We start from the raw sequence: 23,041 nt of genomic DNA, 5'->3' as shown, positions 1-23,041 counted from the left end.
GCACCGTCGGTACCGGTCCGGTCGCCTCGGGGCTCCGGCCGGCTAGCGGGCAGGAGGCCCGAGGACGGGCGCGGAGAGCCGGAAGCTCATACGGCCGAAGCTCACCTGGTCCCCCTCACGGACCGGGACCGTGCCGATGACCCGTTGTCCGTTGACACAGGTGCCGTTGGTCGAGCCGAGGTCGCGCAGCAGCCAGCTGCCGCCCTGCGCGGTGAGTTCCGCGTGGAGCCGGGAGACGGTCTCGTGGTTGAGCCGCAGTCCATTGCCCGGATCGCGGCCGATCCGCAGGGGGTACGGACTCGGGGCCGGGAGCAGGAGCTTCGGAAGCCGTTCGGTCCGCCAGACCCTGCGTACCCGGCCGGGAAAGCCGGACACGCCGCTCACGACCCGCAGTACGCGCCGTGACCAGCGGCCTTCGTGCTCCAGGTCGGCGGTGAGCGCAGCCAGTTCCTCCGAGCGCCGGGCGGTGAGGGCCAGCTCCATGCGCCGCATGAAGGTGTCGTGGGACAGCTTGCCCTGTGCCGCGCCGTCTCTGAGCACGCCGAGAACACGGTCGCGCTGGGCGTCGGACAGCCGCGCGGGGTACGTGTGGAACTCGAAGGGGGACGTCACACGGCCAATTGTCGGCCCGACCGCCCCGGGGTGTCCAGAAGAACCCCGTGTTCCGCCCGCCTGACCTGCGTGGAACGCCCGCTCGGTAATTCCGCGGCGCCGTCGGGCAGGCGTTGCTACTGTCTGCCGCCGCGGGTCCTCCGGCGACCGCCGGAAGGCTTCCGCACACCAAAAGGAGACTGTATGACCTCTGCACCACCGGAATTGACCCTCCGTCCGCTCGCCGGCGCGCAGGAGCTCGGGCTCTTCCGCCGGCTTTCGTACGTCCTCGATCACGAGCTCGTGGAGGACCTGGAGAGCGGGCGCCGCCGACCCGAATGGATGTGGGTGGCGTTGCGCGGCGAGCGGGTGGTGGCGCGGATCGCGTGGTGGAGCCGGGACGGTGACGCGCCGCAGATCCTCGACATCTTCGACCTCGACGACAGCCTGCCCGAGCCCGGACGCAGCGAGGCGGGCCTGGCGCTGCTGGAGGCGGCAACGTCGGCAGTCGTGCCGGCCGGCGCCCCGCGGCCCGAGTACGGACTCTACGTGCCGGCGGACTGGCGCGAGGACCCGGCGGCCCGCGATGCCGTCGAGGCCCGGATCCGGGTCATCGAGCGCTCCGGCGCGCGGATGCTGGTCGAGCGGCTGCGCCTGGAGTGGCGCGCCGGTACACCCGTCCCCGCCGACAGCGGCCGACTCCGGTTCCGCCCGGTCGAGGGGCGGGAGGACCTCCTCGCGCTGATGACACCGGTGATGGAGGGCACTCTCGACGCCCACGGCCGGGCCGACCTGGAGTCCGGTCTCAGCGCCCGGGAGGCGGCCGAGAAGCACTACGACGAGGAGCTGGCGGGATACACGACACCGCGGGAGTGGTGGCGTGTCGCCGAACTCCCGGACGGTCGGCCGGTCGGGTTCGTGATCCCTGCGCGCAACGACTACAACCCCATCATCGCGTACATCGGCGTGCTCCCCGACCGGCGCGGCCACGGGTACATCGACGACATCCTCGCCGCAGGCACCAGGGTGCTGGCCGCACAGGACGGTGTGGAACGGATCCGGGCCGCGACCGATCTCGGCAACGTCCCGATGGCGAAGTCCTTCGAACGCCTCGGGTATGTGAACTTCGAGCGCGCCTTCAACATGGTCTGGGACAGCAGCTCCTGACACCCTGTCGTTCCCACACCGCTCCCACATCGACGGCCTGCGGCGGCGATCACTCCCGCACCGGATCGGCGAGTCCCGGCCGCTCCGCCAGCCAGTCCAGGCGGAGCCGCTGCTCGGCGGGGATCGTCGCGTCCTCGCCGCGCGGTCCCACGTTGAGCAGCAGGTTGCCGCCCGCGGCCGCCGTCTCGCGCACCAGTGCGTCCAGCGCGTCCCGGCCCAGGAACGCTTCGGGCGGGGAGTTGCGGTTGTAGCCGAAGCTGTGGTCGATGCCGCGGGTGATCTCGTACGGGTCGGGGCCGGTGTACCGGGCGAATTCGGGGGTGCGGAAGTCGTAGTACGGCGGTCTGCGCGGGACGAAGCCCTCGCCCCGGGCGATGGTGCGGCGCTCCCACCGGTCGTACAGGGCCTTGGCTCCGGGCAGTTGCAGTGTGCGCCACATCGGGGCGTACGGGAACAGCCGGTCGTTCACGACGCCGTGCGGGACGGTGAAGCGGTAGTACTCGACGAGCCGCTGGACGTCGGTGCGTGAGGCGGGCCAGGCTATGTCGTTCCAGAGGATGTCGGGGCGGTGGCGGCGGATCAGTTCGCGCACCTGGGCGTTCGCGTACGCGGGGTAGCTGCCGCGCGGGACCGCGGAGACGGTGTCCGCGCCGGTTCCGATGGGGCGGTCGTCGAAGGTCCAGTCGAGTCCGCCGGAGTAGTAGACGCCGAAGCGCAGCCCCTCGGCCCGTACGGCTTCGGCGAATTCACCGACGACGTCGCGTGTGGTGTGCCAGCCGGAGCGGTGCGGGTTTCGGACCTCGGAGGGCCAGAGGCAGAAGCCGTCGTGGTGCTTGGTGACGAGGACGGCGTAGCGGGCACCCGCGGCGCGGAAGCCGCGGGCCCAGGCAGCCGGGTCCCAGGTGTCCAGGGCGTCGTTGAAGTCGCCCCCGAAGGCGGTGTACGGGCGGGTGCCGTACACCGCGCGGTGGTGGGCGGAGACGGGGCTGTCGGGGAAGCGGAGCGCGTTCTCGTACCACTCGGCGTACGACGTCCAGCCGAGCGGTGCCCGGCGGCCCGCCAGGGGCAGTTCGTCCGCGGGCAGGTACGGCGGGGCCCACCCCGGTACGGAGGCGGGCGTCCAGTGCACAAAGATCCCCAGTCGGGCCCGGGACCACCATGAAGCAACCATGGCGCGAAGTATTGATCACGCGGGGGGCCGCCCGTAAGGTCCGGACGCCTCCGGGGCACCGTGTCCGGTCGCGAGGGCCTTCTGCCTACGGATCAGGTCCCTGTACCAGGTGTACGAGTCCTTGGGGGTCCGGCGCAGAGTCTCGTAGTCGATGTGGACCAGACCGAACCGCTTGCTGGCGCCCTCGATCCATTCGACGTTGTCGGTGAGCGACCAGGTGAAGTAGCCGCGGACGTCGACTCCCGCGTCGATGGCCGTGTGCAAGGCCCTCAGGTGCCCTTCGAGGTACGCGATCCGGCGGGTGTCCCGGGCGGGTTCGTCGACGGCGCAGCCGTTCTCCGTGATGTAGAGCGGCGGCAGCCGGTCGCCGTAGCGGCCGTGGAGCTGGACGAGGGTTTCGCGCAGGCCGTCGGGGACGACGGGCCAGCCGAAGTCGGTCCTCTCGTAACCCTCTATCTCGCGGATGCCGAAGGGGAGTTCGGCGGGCATCCCGAAGCCGGAGAAGGAGTCCAGGGCCTGGGGATCGGGAGCGCCCACCAGGGTGGGGTTGTAGTAGTTGACCCCGTACCAGTCGACCGGGGTGGAGATGATTCCGAGGTCGTCCCCGACCGGGCCGGGCATCAGCGCGGCGAAGTTCTCGTCGGGGTAGCGGCCGGCGAGGACCGGGTCGGCGAACAGCCAGTTGGTGACCGTGTCGTACAGCTCCGCTCCCAGGCGGTCCTCGTCGCGGTCCCCGGCGGTCCAGACGGGGGTGTGCGAGACGGCGATGCCGATGTTGTCCGCGCCCGCGCCGCGCAGGGCGCGGACGGCCAGGCCGTGGGCGAGAAGCTGGTGGTGGGCGGCGGGCAGGGCGTCGAAGAGGAGGGTGCGGCCCGGTGCGTGCTCACCGAGGGCGTAGCCGAGCATCGTGACCTCGGCCGGTTCGTTGATGGTGATCCACATCGGTACGCGGTCGGCGAGGCGCTCGGCGACGATGCCCGCGTACTCGGCGAAGCGGTAGGCGGTGTCGCGGTTGAGCCAGCCGCCCTCCTCGTCCAGCGGCAGCGGGGTGTCCCAGTGGTAGAGGGTGGGGGCCGGGGCGATGCCGTGGGAGCAGAGTTCGTCGACGAGCCGGTCGTAGAAGTCGAGCCCCTGCGGATTGACCGGTCCGCTGCCACCGGGCACCACACGCGGCCAGCTGATGGAGAACCGGAAGGCGTCGGCGCCGAGGCCGGCCAGGAGGGCGACGTCCTCGCGGTAGTGCTCGTGGAAGCCGGTTCCGCGCGTGGTGTCGGTCCCGTCCTTGATCCGTCCGGGCTGTGCGGCGAAGGCGTCCCATCCGGAGGGGCCCTTGCCGTCGGTGTCGGACGCGCCTTCGGTCTGGAAGGCGGAGGCGGAGGCTCCCCAGAGGAATCCGGGCGGGAACGACGGCACGTTCGAGGGCGGCACATTCGAGGGCGGCACATTCGACGGCGGCACATTCGACGGCGGCACATTCATCTCGGCCTCCACAGCCGTAAGAGGGAGTGCGTATTGAGCAGAACCTGACGGGGCAATGATCAGAACCAGACCTTAATCGCCAGTAACGGGCTCGATCCAGTGTCGTGAGTCAGCCGTCGCGGCTACTGCCGACCATGGAGCACGGGGGCGAGGAGACGAGGAGCGTTGCATGCTGTTCGAGGTATGGGCACCGGATGCGGACTCGGTCGGACTGCGACTGGCGGGCGCGCCGCGCGCGATGGGGCGTGATCCCCTGCGGGACGGCTGGTGGACGGTCGACGCGGAGGCGTCGGACGGGGACCGCTACGGCTTCGTGCTGAACGGGGACGGCGGGGCCGGGGACGGCGGGAGCGTGCTGCCCGATCCGCGCTCGCGCCGCCAGCCGGACGGGCCGGACGGCGAGAGCGCCGTCGTCGACCACTCGGCGTACGCCTGGCGCAACGACTGGGCAGGCCGGGAGCTCCCGGGCGCCGTCCTCTACGAGCTGCACATCGGTACGTACACCGGCGAGGGCACCTTCGACGCCGCAGCGGCCCGGCTCGGCCATCTCGCCGAACTCGGCATCACCCACGTGTCGCTGATGCCGGTCTGCCCCTTCCCCGGTACCCACGGATGGGGGTACGAGGGCGTGTCGCTCTGGGCCGTGCACGAACCGTACGGCGGCCCGGAGGGGCTCAAGCGCTTTGTCGACACGGCGCACGGCCTCGGCCTCGCGGTCGTCCTGGACGTGGTCCACAACCATCTCGGCCCGTCCGGCAATCACCTCCCCGCCTTCGGCCCGTACTTCACCGAGACCCACCACACGCCGTGGGGTGCGGCGGTCAACCTCGACGCGCCGGGTTCGGACGAGGTGCGGGCGTATCTGCTGGGCAGCGCACTCGCCTGGCTGCGCGACTACCGGCTCGACGGGCTGCGGCTGGACGCCGTACACGCCCTGGCCGACGACCGGGCACTGACCTTCCTGGAGGAGCTGTCCGCGGCGACCGACGCGCTCGCCGCCGAACTCGGCCGTCCGCTCTCACTGATCGCCGAGTCCGACCGCTGCGACCCGCGGACGACGACACCGCGCGACTCGGGCGGCATCGGGCTGCACGCCCAGTGGAACGACGACTTCCACCATGCCCTGCACACCGCGCTGACCGGCGAGTCCCAGGGCTACTACGCCGACTTCGCCGTGGCCCCGCTGGCCGCGGTCGCCAAGACCGTGACGAGCGCGTTCTTCCACAACGGTACGTACTCCAGCTTCCGCGGCCGTACCCACGGCCGCCCCGTCGACATCGCCCGCACCCCGGCCCACCGTTTCGTCGGCTACGCCCAGACCCACGACCAGATCGGCAACCGCGCCCGGGGCGACCGGCTCTCCGCCACCCTCTCCCCCGGTCTGCTGGCCTGCGCCGCGGCCCTCGTACTGACCGGCCCGTTCACCCCGATGCTGTTCATGGGCGAGGAGTGGGGCGCGCGTACGCCCTGGCAGTTCTTCACCGACCACACCGACCCGGCGCTCGCCCAGGCCGTCCGCGACGGCAGACGGCGGGAGTTCGCGGCACACGGCTGGGCGGCGGACGACGTTCCCGACCCGCAGGACCCGGCCACCCGCGACCGTTCCCGCCTGGACTGGAGCGAACCCGCACAGGAACCGCACGCCCGTCTGCACGCCTGGTACCGCGAGCTGATCGCCCTGCGCCGCACCCTGCCCGACCTCTCCGACCCGGACCTGGCGTCGGTGCGCACCGCCCACGACGAACAGGCACGCTGGCTGGCGTACCGGAGAGGGGAACTGCGGATCGCCGTCAACCTCGGCGGAAAACCGGCCGCGATCCCGCTGGGCGGCCGCCGCCGGGGCGGCGCGGACCGGGTCGTGGCCGCGTGGGAGCCGGTGGAGACGCCGAGCGGCGACGGACTGCTGCATCTCCCGCCGGAGTCGTGCGTGGTCCTGGCCGACGACTGATCCACGGCCCCCGCGTCCGGCTACTCGACGATCACCAGTTCGCGCGCAGTGCTGTTCAGGCGCCGGCCGCCGTCCTCGGTCACGGTCACGATGTCCTCGATCCGGACCCCGAACCGGCCCGGCAGGTAGATGCCCGGCTCCACGGAGAAGCACATTCCGGGCATCAGCGGCTGCTCCTCGCCCTCGATCATGTAGGGCGGTTCGTGAGTGGTGACGCCGATGCCATGGCCCGTGCGGTGGATGAAGCGCTCGCCGTAGCCGAACTCGGTGATGACGGCGCGGGCCGCCCGGTCGATCTCCTGGCAGGCGACGCCGGGCCGCACCGCGTTGCAGCCCGCCTCCTGTGCCTCACGCACGATGTCGTGGACCCGCTGCTCCTCGGCGGTGGGCTCGCCGACATGGACCGTGCGGGAGGTGTCGGAGCCGTAACCGTGCTTGAGGCCGCCGAAGTCGAGGACGACCATGTCGCCCCGCTCGATGGTGCGGTCGCCCGCCTCATGGTGCGGATTGGCACCGTTCGGTCCGGAGCCGACGACAGTGAAGTCGACCTGGGAGTGCCCGAACTGCTTCAGCAGGCCGGCCAGATCGGCGGCGATGTCGGTCTCCTTGCGCCCGGCGAAACGGACCTTGAGGATCTCACCGTACGTGGCGTCCGCGGCGGCCCCGGCTGCCGCGATCCGCTCCAGCTCATGGGCGTCCTTCACCGCGCGCAGCATCGGCAGCGCCTCGGTGAGGGAGACGTACGAGGTGCCCGGGAGCGTCCGCTGCAGCCCGAGCAGATGCATCGCCCAGGCGTTGTCGCTGATCCCGAACCGGCCCCCGCCGTCGAGCAGCGGGGCGGTGACGGCGTACGGGTCCTTGCCGTCGGTCCAGTCCCGCAGGGTGAGGGCCGGGGCGCCGACGGCCTTCTCGGCGTCCGGGGCCTCCAGGGTCGGGACGACAAGTACCGGGTCCTGGCCGGCGGTGAGGACGAGGACGGTGAGGCGTTCGGTGTTCACGGGCCGGTAGCCGGTGAGGTACACCAGATCGGGACCGGGGGCGACCAGCACTCCCGCGAGCCCGGCCTCGGCCGCGGTCTCGGCGGCGCGCGCCATCCGGGCCCGGTAGTCCTCGGCGGTGAACGGTACGGGCTGGTTCGGGCTGGACATGCGGGACCTCCTGGCTACGCGACACGGCATACAGCATCCTGCCCGCGCGATCCGGTCCGCGCGAGCGGGAATCGCCAGCGGGAATCAGGCCTCCCGGTGCGGCTGCACGACAAGGTCGGCGTACGCGTCGGAGGCCTGGCCGCCCTGCCTGGGCCCCGCTCCGGTCTCCGTGCCGGGAAACACCAAGGGCGAGGGGTCGGGGCAGCCCCGGCGGTCCGCGTCCGTGCGTACAGCGGTTGGAGCTCAGGCAGTCCCGGCAGACCTGTGCCAGGCGGTCCGCGCCCGTGCGTACAGCGGGGCCGGCAGGCGTCAGCGTGTGCCCTTGCCCTCCAGATACGCCAGCACCGCGAGCACCCGCCGGTGCACGGCGCCGTCGTCCGGTTCGAGGCCGAGCTTGGCGAAGATAGAACCGATGTGCTTGCTCACGGCCCGTTCCGTCACCACCAGTTCGGCGGCGATGGTGCCGTTGGCCTTGCCCTGTGCCATCAGCTCCAGGACTTCGCGCTCACGCGGAGTGAGGCTCTGCAGGGGTTCCGCCGACGACCTGCGGGTCAGCAGCTGGGTCACGACCTCGGGGTCGAGTGCCGTGCCGCCGCCCGCCACCCGGTCGAGCGCCTGGAGGAACTGGTCGACCCGGCCCACCCGGTCCTTCAGCAGGTAGCCGATGCCCTGGGCACCCTGGGCGAGCAGCTCGGCGGCGTACGTCTCCTCGACGTACTGCGAGAGGACCAGGATCGGCAGATCGGGCATCTCCGCGCGGGCGGCGAGGGCAGCGCGCAGCCCCTCGTCGCGGAAGGTGGGCGGCAGCCGTACGTCGAGCACGGCGGCGTCCGGGCGGTGCTCCAGCAGGGCGGGCAGCACCTCGGGGCCGGTCGCCGCGTCGGCCACCACCTCGTGACCCGAGCTGGTGAGCAGCAGGATCAGTCCCTCCCGCAAAAGCGCGTTGTCCTCGGCGATCACGATCCGCACGGCAGCTCCACTTCGATTTCCGTCGGCCCCCCGATGGGGCTGTTGATGCGGGTGGTGCCGTCGAGGGCGGCGATCCGTCGCCTGATTCCGACCAGCCCGCTGCCGGCGCGTTCGTCCGCACCGCCGTGACCATCGTCGCCGATGGTCACCCGCAAGGTGCCGGGGGGCCGCTCGATCCGTACCGTCGCGGCTGTCGCGCCGCTGTGTTTGCTGATGTTGGTGAGGGCCTCGGCGATCACGAAATAGGCGGCGGCCTCGATCGCGGCCGGCAGCCGCCGCCCGTCCTCCACCCCGTCGAGTCCGGCGGTGACGGGCACACTGACATCGGCGGCCAACGCCCGTACCGCTCCCGCCAGTCCGCGGTCCGTCAGGACGGGCGGATGAATGCCGCGCACCACGTGCCGCAGCTCCGCGAGGGCCGCCTCCGCGCCGTCCTGCGCCTCGTCGAGGCGGATGCGCGCGGCGGCCGGGTCGCGGTCGAGGATCTGCTTGGCGAGGCCGATGCGCATCGACAGCGCGACGATCCTGGCCTGGGCACCGTCGTGCAGATCCCGTTCGATCCGCCGCAGTTCGGCACCGTGTGCCTCGACCGCCCCGGCCCGGCTCTCGGTCAGCTGGGCGATCCGCTCGTCGAGTGCGGTGGACCGCGAGGAGGTGAGCAGGGAACGGGTCCAGCTCGCCGACAGATCGGCGAGTACGGGATGCCAGCGCAGCACCAGTCCCTGCCGCATGGACGGCGGCGTCCCGTACTCGTCGGTGGCACGCCGGTCCAGCAGGTGCACGACGGACAGGAACACCCCGTCGACGAGGAGCCCGACCGGCCACAGCACCATCGTCAGGTAGCCGAGGGCATTGCCCATGAGCGCCTGGACGGGCAGCCAGAGCGCGTCGCGCCAGACCGTCGGGTCGGTGAGGACCCGCCGCACCCGCTCGGAGAGTTCACCGCTGTCCAGCGGCGGATACGGCGTCGGCGTGAAGGGAACACCGAGCCTCGCGGCCGCCCTGCGTCGCTCGAACTCCGCGAACCGGCGCAGCACTTTGGCGGCCTCGGGCAGCGCGGGCAGCCCTACGAGCACGGCGGCGAAGATCAGGGCCGCCACCACCAGGAACGTGCCCACATACGAGGTCAGCGCGATCGCGATACCGATGAACAGATAGCGCGAGGCATCCCAGGAACGCCGGATGGCGGCCGTCAGCGGGGCGGGAGTGGTGCTCATGACGCCTCACGTTACGGGGGTTCGTCCGCCGCAGGAGTGGGGGCCTCTCCCCAGCCCTGGTGGAGCCGGCTACACCCCGGTCGGGGAGCGCGCACTCTCGCCCGACCGCTCCCTCCCTCATAGCGTTTACCCAGGTCAGAGGGGGCGAAGTCGAGCATGAAGCGAGAGGGAACGGTGAAGTCGACGGTGGACACGATCACGGCGGTGCGGGCGGCCGCGCTGAGTCTGGAGTCGGTGAGCCGACGTTACGGGGGCCGCGGCGATCGTGGGGCGGTCGCACTCGACGCGGTGAGCTGTGCGGTCCCGGCCGGGAGCTTCACCGCGGTGGTGGGTCCTTCGGGATCGGGGAAGAGCACGTTCCTGCAGTGTGCGGCGGGCCTGGACCGCCCGACGTCGGGGACGGTACGGATCGCGGGCACCGATCTCGGTGCGCTGTCCGAGGCCGCGCTGACCCGGCTGCGCCGGGACCGGATCGGTTTCGTCTTCCAGTCGCACGCCCTGAATCTGGTGCCTTCGCTGAACATCGAGGAGAACGTCGTGCTGCCGCTGGTGCTGGCGGGCGCCGATCCGGCGGACGAGCGGGTGCTGACCCGCGGCCGGGATCTGCTGGCCCGGGTCGGCCTGGCGGGTCGCGGGGCGCAGGGCCCCGCGACGCTCTCGGGTGGCCAGCAGCAACGGGTCGCGGTGGCGCGGGCGCTGGTGACCGAGCCCGATGTGATCTTCGCGGACGAACCGACGGCGTCGCTGGACCCGGAGTCGGCGACGCTGGTTCTCGGTCTGCTGCGGGACGCGGTACGGATCGACGGCCGGACGGTCGTCATGGTCACCCATGATCCGGTCGCGGCGGGCTGGGCGGACACCGTGCTGACGATGGACGGCGGTCGGCTGCGATGAGCACGAAGACGCACACGGACACCCGCACGGGCCCGGATGCGGACGCGCAAAGGCCGCACGCCGACGTGCGGCACGGGATGCGGCGGGCGTCGGCGTTCCTCGCCCGGCGTTCGCTGAGGACCCATCGCCGGGCGTGGGCCGCGGTGTTCGCGGCGACGACGGCCGCGGCCGCGCTGGTCGGCGCGTTCGCCTTCGTCCTGGGTTCGCTGCTGCTGGCCCAGCCGCCGGTGGAACGTCAGGCCGGGGCCGACGCGGTGGTGGTGGCCGACCAGCAGGTGACGTACACGGCGAAGCCGTGGGGCAGCAAACCGCGGACCGTCACGGCGTATCTGCCGGAACGGGTCCGCCTCGACCGCTCGGTGGTGAAGAAGGCTGCCGCCGCCGACGGGGTCGCGAAGGCGGTCGCGGACGACTCGGTCCCGGTGGCCGTGGGCGGTGGGAGCGCCGGTACCGGGGCAGGTGCGGCTTCGGCTGTCGGCCGGTCCTGGGAGTCCGCCGTGCTCACTCCGTACCGGCTGACGGACGGGCGGGCGCCGAGGTCGTCCACCGAGGTGGTCGTCGACAGCGCGCTGGCGGCCGCCACCGGAAGCAGAACCGGCGACCGGGTGGCCTTGCAGATCGACGGCCCGCCCCGCCCCTTCACCATCAGCGGCGTCGCCGACACCGCGCACCGGGGGGCCGCACCCGCCGTCTTCTTCACCGAGCGGCGGCTGACCGCCCTGACCGGGCACCCCGGCACGGTCGACGCCATCGGCATCGTCGCCGAGAAGGGCGTCTCGGCCGACGCGCTGCGGGCATCGCTGGACTCCGCACTGCCCGACCGCGCACACGGCGACCGCGATGTCCGGGTCCTCACCGGCCCGGAGCGCGGTCAGGCCGAGTACGTCGAGGCGCTCGGCGCCCGCGGTGATCTCCTCCCGCTGCTCGCCTCCATCGCCGCAACCGTCCTCATGGTGGCGCTCCTGGTGATCGCGACCACCCTCTCCCAGGCGGTGCACCAGCGCTCCGGCGAGCTGGCGCTGCTGCGCGCGGTCGGGGCGACTCCCCGTCAGCTCAGGTCGGCCGTCGGACGCGAGGCGGGCCGGGTGACCGCCGCCGCGGCGGTGCTGGGCGGAATCGGTGCCGTACCGCTGGGGCTGCTGATGCGGTCGTTGCTGACCACGGACCCGTTGCCCCTGCCCGTGCCGGTGTGGCTGCCGTTCGCCGCGGGTGCCGCGGCCGCGCTGCTCGTCACGCTCGCGGCGCGTCCGGTGTCGATGCTCGCCGCCAGGTCCATCACCCGGCTGAGCCCCGCCGCGGCGCTGGGCGCGGCCCGTGCGCCCGAGCCGAACGAGCCCGGTCGGCTGCGTACCGTCGCCGGAGTGGTGCTGGCGGTCGCGGGCGTCGGTTCGGCCGGTGCGGCGACGGCGCAGGGCGGGCAGGCCGCCGCGGTGGCCGCCTCGGGGGCGGCGACCTCACTGATCATCGCGGTGGCGCTGCTCGGTCCGTGGATCGCCCGGGTGGCGATGCGGGTGCTGGGGACCCCGGTACGGCGTGCGGGCGGGGTCTCCGGGTTCCTGGCCGCCAGGTCCGCCGCCGCGCACAATCGGCGGCTCGGTGCGGCGATCACCCCGATCGTGCTGGTCGTCGCGTTCGTCTGCGTACAGCTGACGGCCGGTTCGACGATGGAGCGGGCCGCCGACCGGCAGGCCGCGGCCGCGCTCCGGGCGGACCTGGTGGCGACGGGTCCGGCCGCCGGACTGCCGGCCGATGCGGCGCGGGCGGTGCGCGCGGCCCCGGGGGTGACGGCGGCGACGGGTGTGCTGCGCTCCGGCGTCGTCCTCGCCCACCACGACATGGGAGACCCGGCACTGGACCGGTTCCCCGTGCTGGGTGTGACGGCGGACCAGTTGTCCGGCACGCTGGACCCGCAGGTCACGGCCGGTGACCTGGCGGACCTCACCGGCAGGGGCACGGTCGCGGTCGGCAAGGACCGGGCCGCCGACCTCGGCCTCGGCACCGGGGACACGGTGGAGCTCCGCCTCGGTGACGGTACGGAGGTACGGCTCCGAGTGGTGGCGGTCTACGAACGGGCCCTGGGCCTGGGCGAGTTCATGCTGCCGCGCGAAGCCCTGGCCGGGCATGTCTCGGCGCCGCGCGATCAGCTGATCCTGATCCGCTCGGCGGACGGCGGGGCGGCGTCGGCCGAGGCGGTACGGCACGCCCTCGCCCCGTACACGGGTGCGCGGGTCCGCACCGCTACGGCGGACGACGTGCGGATCGCCCCGGCAGTGTCGGACCAGGACAACGCGATGGCCGTCATCGGTGTCGGGGTGATCGGCGGCTTCGCGCTGCTCGCGGTGGTCAGCACCCTGTCCCTGATCACGGTGGGGCGCCGCCCCGAGTTCCGACTGCTGCGGATGGTCGGCGCGGACCGTCACCAGGTGAGGCGGATGCTGGTCCTGGAGACGGGCCTGGTGGTGGTGGCGGGCCTGGCCATCGGCACGCTGGTCGCGGCGGTCCCCCTGGTGGCGTTCGCGGCATCGGTGACCGGCTCGGTGCCGTATCTGCCGCCGGTGCGGTACGGGGTGCTGGCGCTGGCCGTGACCGTGGCGGCGGGCGCGGGGACGCTGTGGCCGGGCTGGTCCGGCGGCCGCTTCGCCTTCGGGCGTCGGCGGTGAGCCCGTGAGGCACCGCGGCCCGTACCCGTTGCTGCGCGGCAACGGCTGCTGACGGTACATGCGGCCCCGTGGCGACAGGGCCCAGTGGCGGGCATCCGTCGGCCGAGAACGGTCCGATGGATGCCGACTCCCGGCAGCCAGTCGAATCGGCGGAAGCGCCTTCCCGCCGCCGGGCCCACGTCACGGGAGCCGGACACCCCCACACCCCCGCCCCGGGCCCACCTCACGGGAACCGGACACCCCCACACCCCCGACCCGGTCCCACGTCACGGCGACGCCGGCAGTGGCAGTGCCCCTTCGCGTGCCGCGGCCCCGGCCAGCGCGTCAAGGACCGGTGCGATCAGCGGATGGCCCTCCGCGCCGTGCCGCACCGCGGCGAAGACCCGGCGGGTCGGTGCGCTGCCTTCCACCGGCCGGACCACCACCCCCGTGAGGTCCATGCCCCGCAGCGCCGACCGCGGCACCAGCGCCACCCCGGCGTCCGCCCCGGCCAGCGCGACCACCGCGCGGAAGTCGTCCGAGGAATGCTCCAGCCTCGGCTGGAACCCGGCGAACTCGCAGGACAGGACCACCACGTCGTGGCACGGGTTGCCGGGATAGGGGCCGATCCACGGGTCCTTCTCCAGGTCGGCGATCGCCACCTGCTCCCGGTCGGCCAGCCGATGGCCGACCGGCAGCACCGCGTCGAACGGTTCCGAGTACAGCGGCACCCGGGTCAGCCGCCGGTCGTCCTCGTCCGGCGCGCCCCGGTACTCCACGGCGACCGCGACATCGACCTGCCGGTCCAGCACCATCGGCACACTCGCATCGCCCTCGGCGTCCTGGACCCGCACCCGGATGCCCGGCGCGGTGCGCGTCAGTTCGGCGATCGCGGGGGCGAGAACCAGGCCGATGCCGGTGGCGAACGCGGCGACCGTGACCGTACCGGCATCCCCCGCGCTGTACGCGGCGAGCTCTGCCTCGGCCCGTTCCAGCTGGGCCAGCACCGCGTTGGTGTGGGTCAGCAGGATGTCCCCGGCGGGGGTGAGCCGGGCGCCGCGCGCGCCCCGTTCGACGAGCCGGTGCCCGGTCTCCTGCTCCAGTGCGGCGAGCTGCTGGGAGACCGCGGAGGGCGTGAGATACAGCGCGGCGGCCGCAGCGGTCACCGTGCGGTGGTCCGCCACCGCACGGAGAATGCGCAGCCGCCGTGCATCGATCATGTGACCCATTGTCCCAGGTCACAGCCGGAACCCCGGCGCCCGGGTGGGGCAGGTGCTACTCCCCCAGCGCGGCCCGCGCGTCGATGAACGCGTCCACGGCCCGGTTCACGTCCGCCGTGGAGTGCGCGGCGGACAGCTGGACGCGGATACGGGCCGCGCCCTGCGGGACGACCGGGTACGAGAACCCGATCACGTACACACCGCGCTCCAGGAGCAGCTCCGCCATCCGGCCTGCCTTCGCCGCGTCCCCGATCATCACGGGGGCGATGGCGTGGTCGCCGGGCAGGATGTCGAAGCCTTCCTCGGTCATCCGGGTACGGAAGAGCTCGGTGTTGTCGTCGAGCCGCTCGCGCAGGTCACCCGCCGCCTCCAGCAGGTCCAGGACCTTGAGCGAGGCCGCCGCGATGACCGGGGCGAGGGTGTTGGAGAAGAGGTACGGGCGGGAGCGCTGGCGCAGCAGTGCGACGATCTCGGCGCGGGCCGCGACGTAGCCGCCGGACGCACCGCCGAGCGCCTTGCCGAGGGTGCCGGTGATGATGTCGACGCGGTCCATCACGTCGTGCAGTTCGGGCGTGCCCCGGCCGCCGGGGCCGACGAAGCCGACGGCGTGCGAGTCGTCGACCATGACCATGGCGTCGTAGCGCTCGGCCAGGTCGCAGATCTCGCGCAGCGGGGCGACGTATCCGTCCATGGAGAAGACGCCGTCGGTGACGACGAGGCGGCGCCGGGCCCCGGACGCCTCCTTGAGCTGCGTCTCCAGGTCGGCCATGTCGCGGTTGGCGTAGCGGAAGCGCTTGGCCTTGGAGAGGCGGATGCCGTCGATGATGGAGGCGTGGTTGAGGGCGTCGGAGATGACCGCGTCCTCCGGGCCGAGGACGGTCTCGAAGACCCCGCCGTTGGCGTCGAAGCAGGAGGAGTAGAGGATCGTGTCCTCCTGGCCGAGGAACGAGGAGAGCCGCTGCTCCAGTTCCTTGTGGACCTCCTGGGTGCCGCAGATGAAGCGGACCGAGGCCATGCCGTAGCCCCAGCGGTCGAGGGCCTCGTGGGCGGCGGCGATCACCTCGGGGTGGTCGGCGAGGCCCAGGTAGTTGTTGGCGCAGAAGTTGAGCACCTCACCGGGGCGGCCGCCGGCGGTGACGGCGACGGTCGCGGACTGCGGGGTGCCGATCACCCGCTCGGGCTTGTGCAGTCCGGCGGCCCGGATCTCGTCGAGGGTGGTGCGCATGTCGTCGCGTACGGAGTCGAACATGAGGGGTGTCTCCCAGCTGTCTACGGAGGCGTCGCTGTCTAAGAGGACATCGGGTCGGCGCTGTCCACAAGGGCGTCGGGTCAGGAGGTCCAGTCGAGGATGACCTTGCCGCCACGGCCGCTCGCCGCGTCGTCGAAGGCCGCTTCGAAGTCGCGGTAGCCGTACCGGCCGGTGATCACGGGGGCGAGGTCGAGGCCGCCCTCCAGCAGTACGGACATGGCGTACCAGGTCTCGTACATCTCACGGCCGTAGATGCCCTTGATGGTGATCATCGAGGTGACGACGCGGGACCAGTCGACGGGGAACTCCTCGGACGGGAGTCCGAGCATGGCGATCCGGCCGCCGTGGGTCATGTTCGCGATCATGTCGCGCATCGCCTCGGGCCGGCCGGACATCTCCAGACCGATGTCGAAGCCCTCACGGAGTCCGAGGCGCTTCTGGCCCCCGGCGATGGTCTCCTCGCCGACGTTCAGGGCGAGGCTGACGCCGACCTTCCTGGCCAGTTCCAGCCGGGCCTCGCTGACGTCGGTGATGACGACGTGACGGGCGCCGGCGTGCCGGGCGACGGCGGCGGCCATGATGCCGATCGGTCCGGCGCCGGTGATCAGTACGTCCTCGCCGACCAGCGGGAACGACAGCGCGGTGTGCACGGCGTTGCCGAACGGGTCGAAGATCGCGGCGATGTCGAGGTCGACGGGGACCCGGTGCACCCAGACGTTGGACGCGGGCAGGGCGACGTACTCGGCGAACGCCCCGTCCCGGCCGACGCCGAGCCCGAGCGTGGAGCGGCACAGGTGGCGGCGTCCGGCCAGGCAGTTGCGGCACTTCCCGCAGACCAGGTGGCCCTCACCGCTGACCAGGTCGCCGATGTTGATGTCGACGACGTCGGCACCGGTCTCCGCCACCTCGCCGACGAACTCGTGTCCGAGGACGAGCGGGGTGCGTACGGCCTGCTGGGCCCAGCCGTCGTAGTTCCGGATGTGCAGATCGGTGCCGCAGATGCCGGTGCGGAGCACCTTGATCAGTACGTCCGAGGGGCCGATCTGCGGCTCGGGCACGTCCATCAGCCAGAGTCCCGGCTCGGCCTTCTGCTTCACGAGTGCCTTCACGGCTGTGGCTCCCTGCGCTGTACGGCGTTGAGTACCCCGGGCCGGGGGCAGCCTTGGGGAAGCCTGCGGCCCGGGGAAGAATGAGAGGGACGGCATGGCAGCGCGCGTCGATCGGCCGCCGCGCACCATCCTCTGCCGTCACGGAGAAATCTGCCGCACCCCGCGCCACAGGTCCATCGAGGTTTTCTTAAGCGCGCCCGCAGCTCCGCTTCATGCCCCGCACCGCCCGCCCGCGGGCCGGGCGCCCCCTGAGCAGGCCGGACAGGCGGCCGGCCGCCGCGAACGCGCCCGTGGTCAGTCGCCGGGCTCCTGCGGCAGGTCGTCGCGGCCCGGTGCCTCACGGGGTGCCAGGACGCGTCCGTCACGGGGGTACGGCTTGGTCCATCCGGTGGACACGCACCGCGCCCCACAAAGCAACTTAGGTTACCCTAAGTTGTGTCACGGTGGTTGATTCTTCGTCTCTGGAGGCGGTGTGGCCAGGCGCTTCTCGCTCACGTCCGCGCGTGGGTACACGGATCTCGGACGGCAGTACCGGGATTTCTACGCGGCGATCGGGAGCCGCCGCGCAGGCGGCGCGGAGGGTACCCGGGTGTATGACCTGCATGCGGGGACCGGGTCCGGGAGCATCACCGTTCATGAGCTGCTCCACGGCGTCACCCTGACGCTGTACGACCTGACGTTCCACGACGAGCTGGTCCTCGACTTCGATCTCACCAGCGACTACTTCGAGTTGGAGTACTGCCTCGACGGCCTTATGCGTCTGGAGGAGCGGACGACCGGGGCGACGGTCTTCGGGGCCAACGAACTGTCGATCTCGCATTCGCGGGCTTCGGCGGGGCGGCTCGTCCGTCCGGCGGGCCAGCGCTACCGGGGGGTGTCGATCGCGGCCCGGCGGGAGGCCACCGCCGTGTTCTTCGGGAGCCTGGGGGCGGCGGCATGGGAGGAGAGCGTCGAGGAGATGCCGGCCGAACTGCGCGACGCGCACTATCTCGGGAGGCAGGCACCGCCCGAACTCGCCGCCGCGTTCGCCGACTTGTTCACCTGTGCGCTGCCGGCCCGGTTCCGGGTGCTGTATCTCGAATCGAAGGTCATGGAGATCCTCGCCCGGATCGTCGCGGGCGCGGATTCCCCGCACGGCCCGGCTCAACCGCCCATGGCGGAGTACGAGATCGAGCGGATCCGACGGGTTCCGCAGATGCTGATGGAGAACCTCCACGAGCAGCACACGGGGGAATCGCTCGCGCGCGCCCTCGGCATGTCCCCCAAGCGGCTCAACCACGGATTCAAGCAGCTCTACGGCGACACCGTCTTCAGCCACCACCGCAACGAATGTCTGCGCCGCGCCTCGATGCTGCTGGTGGAGTCCGCTCTCAGCGTCGCCGCCGTCGCGCTCCGCAGCGGCTACTCCAGTCCGAGCAACTTCTGCTACGCGTTCAAGAAGCGCTACGGGCAGACGCCCCGGCAGTACCGGGCCGCACGGACTCCGGCCGGAGTCCAGGCGGCGCATTCCTGATCCCCGGGAGAGCGTTCGCTCCACATTTCCCGGCAGCGCTCTCCGTACATGTTCCGCGACGTTCCTTCCGAGGATGGCCGGGTGGCCCGAACGCCACGCCTTCCCCGAGAGGACATCGTGAACGTCTCCCCGCCCCCGGCCCACCCGACGCCCCGGACATCCCGAACATCCCGGATACCCCGGAATCCGATGCGCACCCGCGCGGCCCTCGCCACCGGCGCGGTGCTCCTGCTCGCCGGCTGTACGCACGTCGCGCGCCCCGCTGCCGCGCACGGCAGCGCCGACCCGGCGGCGAGGGCCTACTACCCGGTCACCGTCGACGTCATGGACGACGCCGGCAAGAAGCTGACACAGACCGTCGGGGCCGAGCCGGAGCGGGTCGTCGTGATCGGACAGGCCCTGGCCGAGCTGCTGATCGAGTTCGGGCTCGAAGACCGGATCGTGGGCGTCGGCTACCTCGACAACTCGTACTCGAAGTACGCGGACCGGATCGCGAAGCTGCCGAAGATCTCCGATCAGCTCCCCTCCAAGGAGGCGGTCCTCGCCCGGCGGCCCGACCTCGTCCTCACCATGTCGTTCGCACTGAAGCCGGACCAGATCGGCGAAGTCCCCTTCTGGAACGAGCGGGGTGTGAACGTGCTGCCCGCCGTCAACTACACCGCGGGCCGTGACTTGGACAGCTACTACGAGGATGTCCGGCACCTGGGAGAGGTCTTCGGCAGGACGGAGCGGACCGAGGCCCACATACGGGAGCAGAAGAGCCGGATCGCCGCCATCGAGCACCGGGCGGAGAAGGCCACGGATTCTCCGGAGGTTCTCCTGGTCGCCGGCGGGGGGCGCGACACGTACGACTACTACGCGCCCTCTCTGGGGCTGGTGGACGAGATGGTCGACGGCGCGGGCGGTACGTACCTGGAGCTCGCCGAGGACACCTACGCCCAGCTCTCGCTCGAATCGATCGTCGCGGCCGACCCGGACAAGATCATCGTGACCGAGTTCCAGAAGTCGGACGGCGCCGAGTCCCGCGACCGTCTGCTGCGCGACCCGCGTCTGAAGAACGTCACGGCGGTCAAGAACGGCGATGTGATGACCGCCGACTACACGACCGCGATCCGTGGCTCGCTCGCGCTCGCGGACCTCAGCGAGGACATCGCCGCGTTCGTCCGTCCCGACCTCTTCCCGGCCCCGTGAGCAGGGGCGTGTTCGCGACGGTGAGCGAGGAACGGAGGACGGCGGCAGGCCGCGGCGGCGGGGCGAAGCGGCACACGGTCCATCTCGCCCTGGTGGCCGCCCTCGTGGCGCTGCTCGCCGGCTCGGTGGTCGTATCGGTCTCGATCGGTCAGGTCGACGTCCCGCTGCGGGAGTCCTGGCGGATTCTGTTCAGCGAGCTGACGGGAATCGGCGGTCCCGCCGACCCCGTGTTCGTGGACGTGATCTGGAGCATCCGCTTCCCCCGGGTGCTGCTGGCCGCCGTTGTCGGAGCCGGTCTCGCGTTGTGCGGCACGGTGATGCAGGCGACCCTCCAGAATCCGCTCGCCGACCCCTTCGTACTCGGTATCTCCTCCGGGGCCTCCCTCGGCGCCGCCTTCGCGATCCTGGTCGGGTTCGGGGCGGCCGGGGCCGCCGGACTCGGCGTACCGGTCTGGGCGTTCATCGGGGCGTTGGCCGCGGCCGCTCTGGTGCTGGGCGTGGGCAGCGCGGGGTCGCGTACGTCACCGGTCAAGCTGATCCTCGCCGGTACCGCGGTCAACTCCCTGTGCGCCGCGGCCTCCAGCGCGCTCGTCTATTTCGCCAACAGCGCCGAGGGGGTCCGCTCGGTCACCTTCTGGACCATGGGCAGCCTCGCCTCCGCCGACTGGGCCACGCTGCCGCCCGTGAGCACCGTGGTGCTGGTCGTCATGGCCTTCTTCCTCTTTCAGAGCCGGGTCATGAACTCCTTGCTCATGGGCGACGAGGCCGCGGTCACGCTCGGTGCCGATCCCGTGCTGTACCGGCGGATCTATCTGGTACTGGCCGCCGTGGTCACCGGAATGCTGGTCGCCACCTGCGGAATCATCGGATTCGTCGGCCTGATCGTCCCGCATGTGGCCCGCAGCGTCGTCGGGCCCGACCACCGTCGGCTCCTTCCCGTCACGGTGCTGTCCGGTGCGCTCTTTCTGATCTGGGCGGACGTGGTCGCGCGCGTCGCGGTCCCCCATGCCGAGCTGCCCATCGGCATGGTGACGTCCGTCCTCGGCGCTCCTCTCTTCCTGCACATGCTGATCCGGAAGGAATACGGGTTCGGTGACAAGTAACGGCCGTCCGACGGCACATGACATCAAGGCGCGCCCCGGCACACCCGTCGGGCTGAGCGCCGAGAGCATCTCGGTCACGCTCGGCGGAGCCCGGGTCGTACGCGATCTGAGCATGCGGGTGACCGGCGGCCGATTCGTCGGTGTGGTCGGGCCCAACGGATGCGGCAAATCAACGTTCCTCAAAAGCGTCTACAAGGTCGTCACGCCCGATACGGGAACCGCGGTGCTCGGTGAACTGGACCTGCTCGCGAGCCGTCCGGGCGCGGTCTTCACCCGGCTCGCGGTGGTCGCCCAGTTCAACGAGCTGAGCTTCGACTTCACCGTGGCGGAGATGGTCGCGATGGGACGCGCCCCGCACAAGCGGCTGCTGGAGTCCACGGGAGACCGGGACCGGCAGATCGTCCGGCGCGCGCTGCACCGGGTGCACATGGGCGAGTACGCGGAACGGAGCTTCCGCAGCCTGTCCGGCGGTGAGAAGCAACGCGTGGTGCTCGCGCGGGCGCTGGCCCAGGAACCCTCCTTTCTCATCCTGGACGAGCCCACCAACCACCTCGACATCAAATACCAGTTGCAGATCTTCTCGATCGTCAAGGAACTCGGCATCGGTGTGCTCGCCGCGCTGCACGACCTGTCGATGGCGGCCGGCTACTGCGACGAGTTGTACGTGCTCAAGGAAGGCGCCGTGGTGGCCCATGGGCCGCCCCACGAGGTTCTCACGCGCGAACTCGTCCGCGAGGTGTACGAGGTCGAGTGCGAGACCTACCGGAACCCGGTGACGGGCCGGCTCGCCCTCGCCTATCTCGACGAATACAACCGGCGACTCGGCGAACACGACCGGCCGCCCGAAGGAATGGGTCCGTGAAACTCCGCAACTTCGCCCCTCTGCTCGTCGCCTGCATCGCCACCTTTCTCCTCCTCGCGTACGCCACGGTCGTGACCGTCGCCATTCCCGCGATCGCCACCGATCTGCACACCGATTTCGCAGCCCTGCAGTGGGTGGTCGACCTCTACACACTCGCGCTCGCGGCGCTGCTCATCGCCTGCGGCGCCGTGGGCGACGTCATCGGCCGGCGCAAGGTCTTCCTGGCCGGCTTCACCCTGTTCACGCTCTCCTCCCTGGCCTGTGGACTCGCGCCCGGGGTGCGGGAACTCATCGCCTTCCGGGGTGCGCAGGGCATCGGCGGCGCGGCCATGTTCGCGACCACACTGCCGCTCATCAGGGCGTCCTACAGCGGCCGGGAACAGCACAGGGCCTTTGCCGTCTGGGGCGCCGTGGCCGGGCTGGCCGCGGCCGTCGGCAATGTCTGCGGCGGGCTGCTCGCCGAAGCACTGGGCTGGCGCTGGATCTTTCTGCTCGCCGTTCCGGTGGGGGCGGCCGGCCTGGTGCTCGCGGTCGTGTTCCTGCCCCGTGATCCGGAGCGCGGGGTCCGCCGCATGGACGTCTCGGGCTCGTTCCTGTTGAGCGTGGGCATCGCCGCCCTGGTCGTCGCCTCGCTCCTCTTCGGTGAGCACGGCGCGGGGGCCGGGCCGGCCGCCGCCGCGGTCGTCGCGGTGGCAGGGATCCTCGCCTTCGTCGTACGTGAGCGCCGGACCCCGGACCCTGTCATCGACCCGGCACTGTTCCGGCACCCCAGGTTCCTGGCCGTGGTCGCGGTGGCGTTCGGCTACTACTTCGCCGCGTTCGGGCCGCTCACGGTGATCTCGTCGTGGTTCCAGGACGGCGCGGGCCTCGACGCGGTCGACACCTCGCTGCTGCTGGCGCTCCAGCCCGCGGTCTTCTTCGTCGTCTCCGCCGCGTGCGGGGCCGTGCTCCAGCGCGTACCGCTGTGGGTACCGCTGGGTGTCGGCACCGCGCTCTGCGCCGCGGGTTGTGCGGGTCTCGCCCTGCTCGGCGCCGTCTACGAACCGTCGGCACTCGTACCGTCGCTGGTACTGACCGGAATCGGTGCGGGAATGGCGTCGCCCGTGCTTCCGTCCGCGGCGATGCGGGACGCCGACCCGGCCCAGGCGGGTGCGGCGGCGGCCGCGGCCAACACCGCCCGCCAGGTGGGTCTGGCGCTGGGTACGGCGGTGTGCGGTGGACTGTTCATCAGCCTCTCCGCGCCCACGCGTCGGGAGTACACGGCGGCGATCGGCGAAGTCGGTGCCGTCGGAGCACTGGTCGCGCTCACCGCGGCGGTGTCGGCGATCGTTCTGCTGCGGCTCGCGGAGGGGCGTACGTGGACCCGCGGCTCCCGCCCGGCGGCGGTGGAGTCGGGGACACCGGGGACGGGTTCCGCCGATACGGGGGCCTCCCGGCGCGACGCCGGGCGGTAGTCCCGGGACCGGACCGGCTGCCGAGAGCGGGCGTCGACCTGGACCTGACAAATCGACACGGTCCGGGAATTGGATCACTGTTAACCCCCGCGTGACCTGCTGATTCCCGTACGACAT

The 23,041-nt window shown here is 71.7% G+C and carries 18 protein-coding genes; 9 read left to right on the top strand and 9 right to left on the bottom strand.

Annotated elements, in window-relative coordinates; genetic code table 11:
• Nucleotides 1–42: 42 nt before the first annotated feature.
• Nucleotides 43–612 (bottom strand): FHA domain-containing protein, encoded by a 570-nt coding sequence (locus ACFVT1_RS23600; protein ID WP_389798642.1) that lies wholly within the window; start codon nucleotides 610–612, stop codon nucleotides 43–45.
• 183 nt (nucleotides 613–795) lie between these two features.
• Between ACFVT1_RS23600 and ACFVT1_RS23595 the strand changes: the two genes are divergently transcribed.
• Complete coding sequence (locus ACFVT1_RS23595) at nucleotides 796–1,758, top strand: GNAT family N-acetyltransferase (RefSeq protein WP_389798640.1); 963 nt, start codon at nucleotides 796–798, stop codon at nucleotides 1,756–1,758.
• 49 nt (nucleotides 1,759–1,807) lie between these two features.
• On the opposite strand, the gene ACFVT1_RS23590 is transcribed toward ACFVT1_RS23595, so the two are convergent.
• Both ACFVT1_RS23590 and ACFVT1_RS23585 read right to left on the bottom strand, forming a co-directional pair.
• Nucleotides 1,808–2,929: an alpha-L-fucosidase gene (locus ACFVT1_RS23590; protein WP_389798638.1), complete on the bottom strand. Its 1,122-nt coding sequence runs from the start codon at nucleotides 2,927–2,929 to the stop codon at nucleotides 1,808–1,810.
• 15 nt (nucleotides 2,930–2,944) lie between these two features.
• A complete protein-coding gene (locus ACFVT1_RS23585) occupies nucleotides 2,945–4,408 on the bottom strand; it encodes a GH1 family beta-glucosidase (protein ID WP_389798636.1) in 1,464 nt (487 codons plus the stop codon).
• Nucleotides 4,409–4,577: 169 nt separating this feature from the next.
• On the opposite strand from ACFVT1_RS23585, the gene treZ reads away from it, so the two are divergent.
• A complete protein-coding gene (treZ, locus tag ACFVT1_RS23580; protein WP_389798634.1) occupies nucleotides 4,578–6,356 on the top strand; it encodes a malto-oligosyltrehalose trehalohydrolase in 1,779 nt (592 codons plus the stop codon).
• A gap of 20 nt (nucleotides 6,357–6,376) precedes the next feature.
• On the opposite strand, the gene ACFVT1_RS23575 is transcribed toward treZ, so the two are convergent.
• The 3 genes from ACFVT1_RS23575 to ACFVT1_RS23565 form a co-directional block, all read right to left on the bottom strand.
• The gene (locus tag ACFVT1_RS23575) at nucleotides 6,377–7,504 is read right to left on the bottom strand and encodes a M24 family metallopeptidase (protein ID WP_389798633.1); all 1,128 of its coding nucleotides are present in this window, start codon (nucleotides 7,502–7,504) and stop codon (nucleotides 6,377–6,379) included.
• A gap of 309 nt (nucleotides 7,505–7,813) precedes the next feature.
• Nucleotides 7,814–8,473 (bottom strand): response regulator transcription factor, encoded by a 660-nt coding sequence (locus ACFVT1_RS23570; protein WP_362197889.1) that lies wholly within the window; start codon nucleotides 8,471–8,473, stop codon nucleotides 7,814–7,816.
• Entirely contained in the window at nucleotides 8,461–9,690 is a 1,230-nt protein-coding gene (locus tag ACFVT1_RS23565) for a sensor domain-containing protein (protein ID WP_389798632.1), read from the bottom strand. The genes ACFVT1_RS23570 and ACFVT1_RS23565 overlap by 13 nt, the downstream gene beginning before the upstream one ends.
• 156 nt (nucleotides 9,691–9,846) lie before the next feature.
• Here ACFVT1_RS23565 and ACFVT1_RS23560 point away from each other — a divergent pair, with 156 nt between their 5' ends.
• Entirely contained in the window at nucleotides 9,847–10,584 is a 738-nt protein-coding gene (locus ACFVT1_RS23560; RefSeq protein WP_389798630.1) for an ABC transporter ATP-binding protein, read from the top strand.
• The gene (locus ACFVT1_RS23555) at nucleotides 10,581–13,244 is read left to right on the top strand and encodes an ABC transporter permease (protein WP_389798629.1); all 2,664 of its coding nucleotides are present in this window, start codon (nucleotides 10,581–10,583) and stop codon (nucleotides 13,242–13,244) included. The genes ACFVT1_RS23560 and ACFVT1_RS23555 overlap by 4 nt, the downstream gene beginning before the upstream one ends.
• A gap of 266 nt (nucleotides 13,245–13,510) precedes the next feature.
• On the opposite strand, the gene ACFVT1_RS23550 is transcribed toward ACFVT1_RS23555, so the two are convergent.
• The 3 genes from ACFVT1_RS23550 to tdh form a co-directional block, all read right to left on the bottom strand.
• Nucleotides 13,511–14,443 (bottom strand): LysR family transcriptional regulator, encoded by a 933-nt coding sequence (locus ACFVT1_RS23550; protein ID WP_362197898.1) that lies wholly within the window; start codon nucleotides 14,441–14,443, stop codon nucleotides 13,511–13,513.
• 55 nt (nucleotides 14,444–14,498) lie between these two features.
• Entirely contained in the window at nucleotides 14,499–15,692 is a 1,194-nt protein-coding gene (locus ACFVT1_RS23545) for a glycine C-acetyltransferase (RefSeq protein WP_389798627.1), read from the bottom strand.
• A gap of 80 nt (nucleotides 15,693–15,772) precedes the next feature.
• Entirely contained in the window at nucleotides 15,773–16,801 is a 1,029-nt protein-coding gene (gene tdh / locus ACFVT1_RS23540) for an L-threonine 3-dehydrogenase (protein ID WP_389798625.1), read from the bottom strand.
• Between the two features lie 589 nt (nucleotides 16,802–17,390).
• Here tdh and ACFVT1_RS23535 point away from each other — a divergent pair.
• From ACFVT1_RS23535 to ACFVT1_RS23515, 5 genes are all read left to right on the top strand, one after another.
• Complete coding sequence (locus ACFVT1_RS23535; protein WP_389798622.1) at nucleotides 17,391–18,314, top strand: helix-turn-helix transcriptional regulator; 924 nt, start codon at nucleotides 17,391–17,393, stop codon at nucleotides 18,312–18,314.
• Nucleotides 18,315–18,503: 189 nt separating this feature from the next.
• Entirely contained in the window at nucleotides 18,504–19,505 is a 1,002-nt protein-coding gene (locus ACFVT1_RS23530; protein WP_389798620.1) for an ABC transporter substrate-binding protein, read from the top strand.
• A 20-nt stretch (nucleotides 19,506–19,525) separates the two neighbouring features.
• Nucleotides 19,526–20,608 carry a FecCD family ABC transporter permease gene (locus ACFVT1_RS23525; protein ID WP_389798618.1) on the top strand — a complete coding sequence of 361 codons (1,083 nt, stop codon included), beginning with the start codon at nucleotides 19,526–19,528 and terminating at the stop codon, nucleotides 20,606–20,608.
• Nucleotides 20,598–21,470, top strand: coding sequence for an ABC transporter ATP-binding protein (locus ACFVT1_RS23520; RefSeq protein WP_389798616.1), 873 nt, complete (start codon nucleotides 20,598–20,600; stop codon nucleotides 21,468–21,470). Before ACFVT1_RS23525 ends, ACFVT1_RS23520 begins: the two co-directional genes overlap by 11 nt.
• Nucleotides 21,467–22,924 (top strand): MFS transporter, encoded by a 1,458-nt coding sequence (locus ACFVT1_RS23515; protein WP_389798613.1) that lies wholly within the window; start codon nucleotides 21,467–21,469, stop codon nucleotides 22,922–22,924. The genes ACFVT1_RS23520 and ACFVT1_RS23515 overlap by 4 nt, the downstream gene beginning before the upstream one ends.
• The last annotated feature ends 117 nt before the right edge of the window (nucleotides 22,925–23,041 follow it).

It is taken from the genome of Streptomyces sp. NPDC057963 (genome assembly GCF_042887155.1).
Classification (GTDB): domain Bacteria; phylum Actinomycetota; class Actinomycetes; order Streptomycetales; family Streptomycetaceae; genus Streptomyces.
The sequence above is the reverse complement of the archived record's forward strand: the minus strand, read 5'-3'. Positions and strand labels throughout refer to the sequence as shown.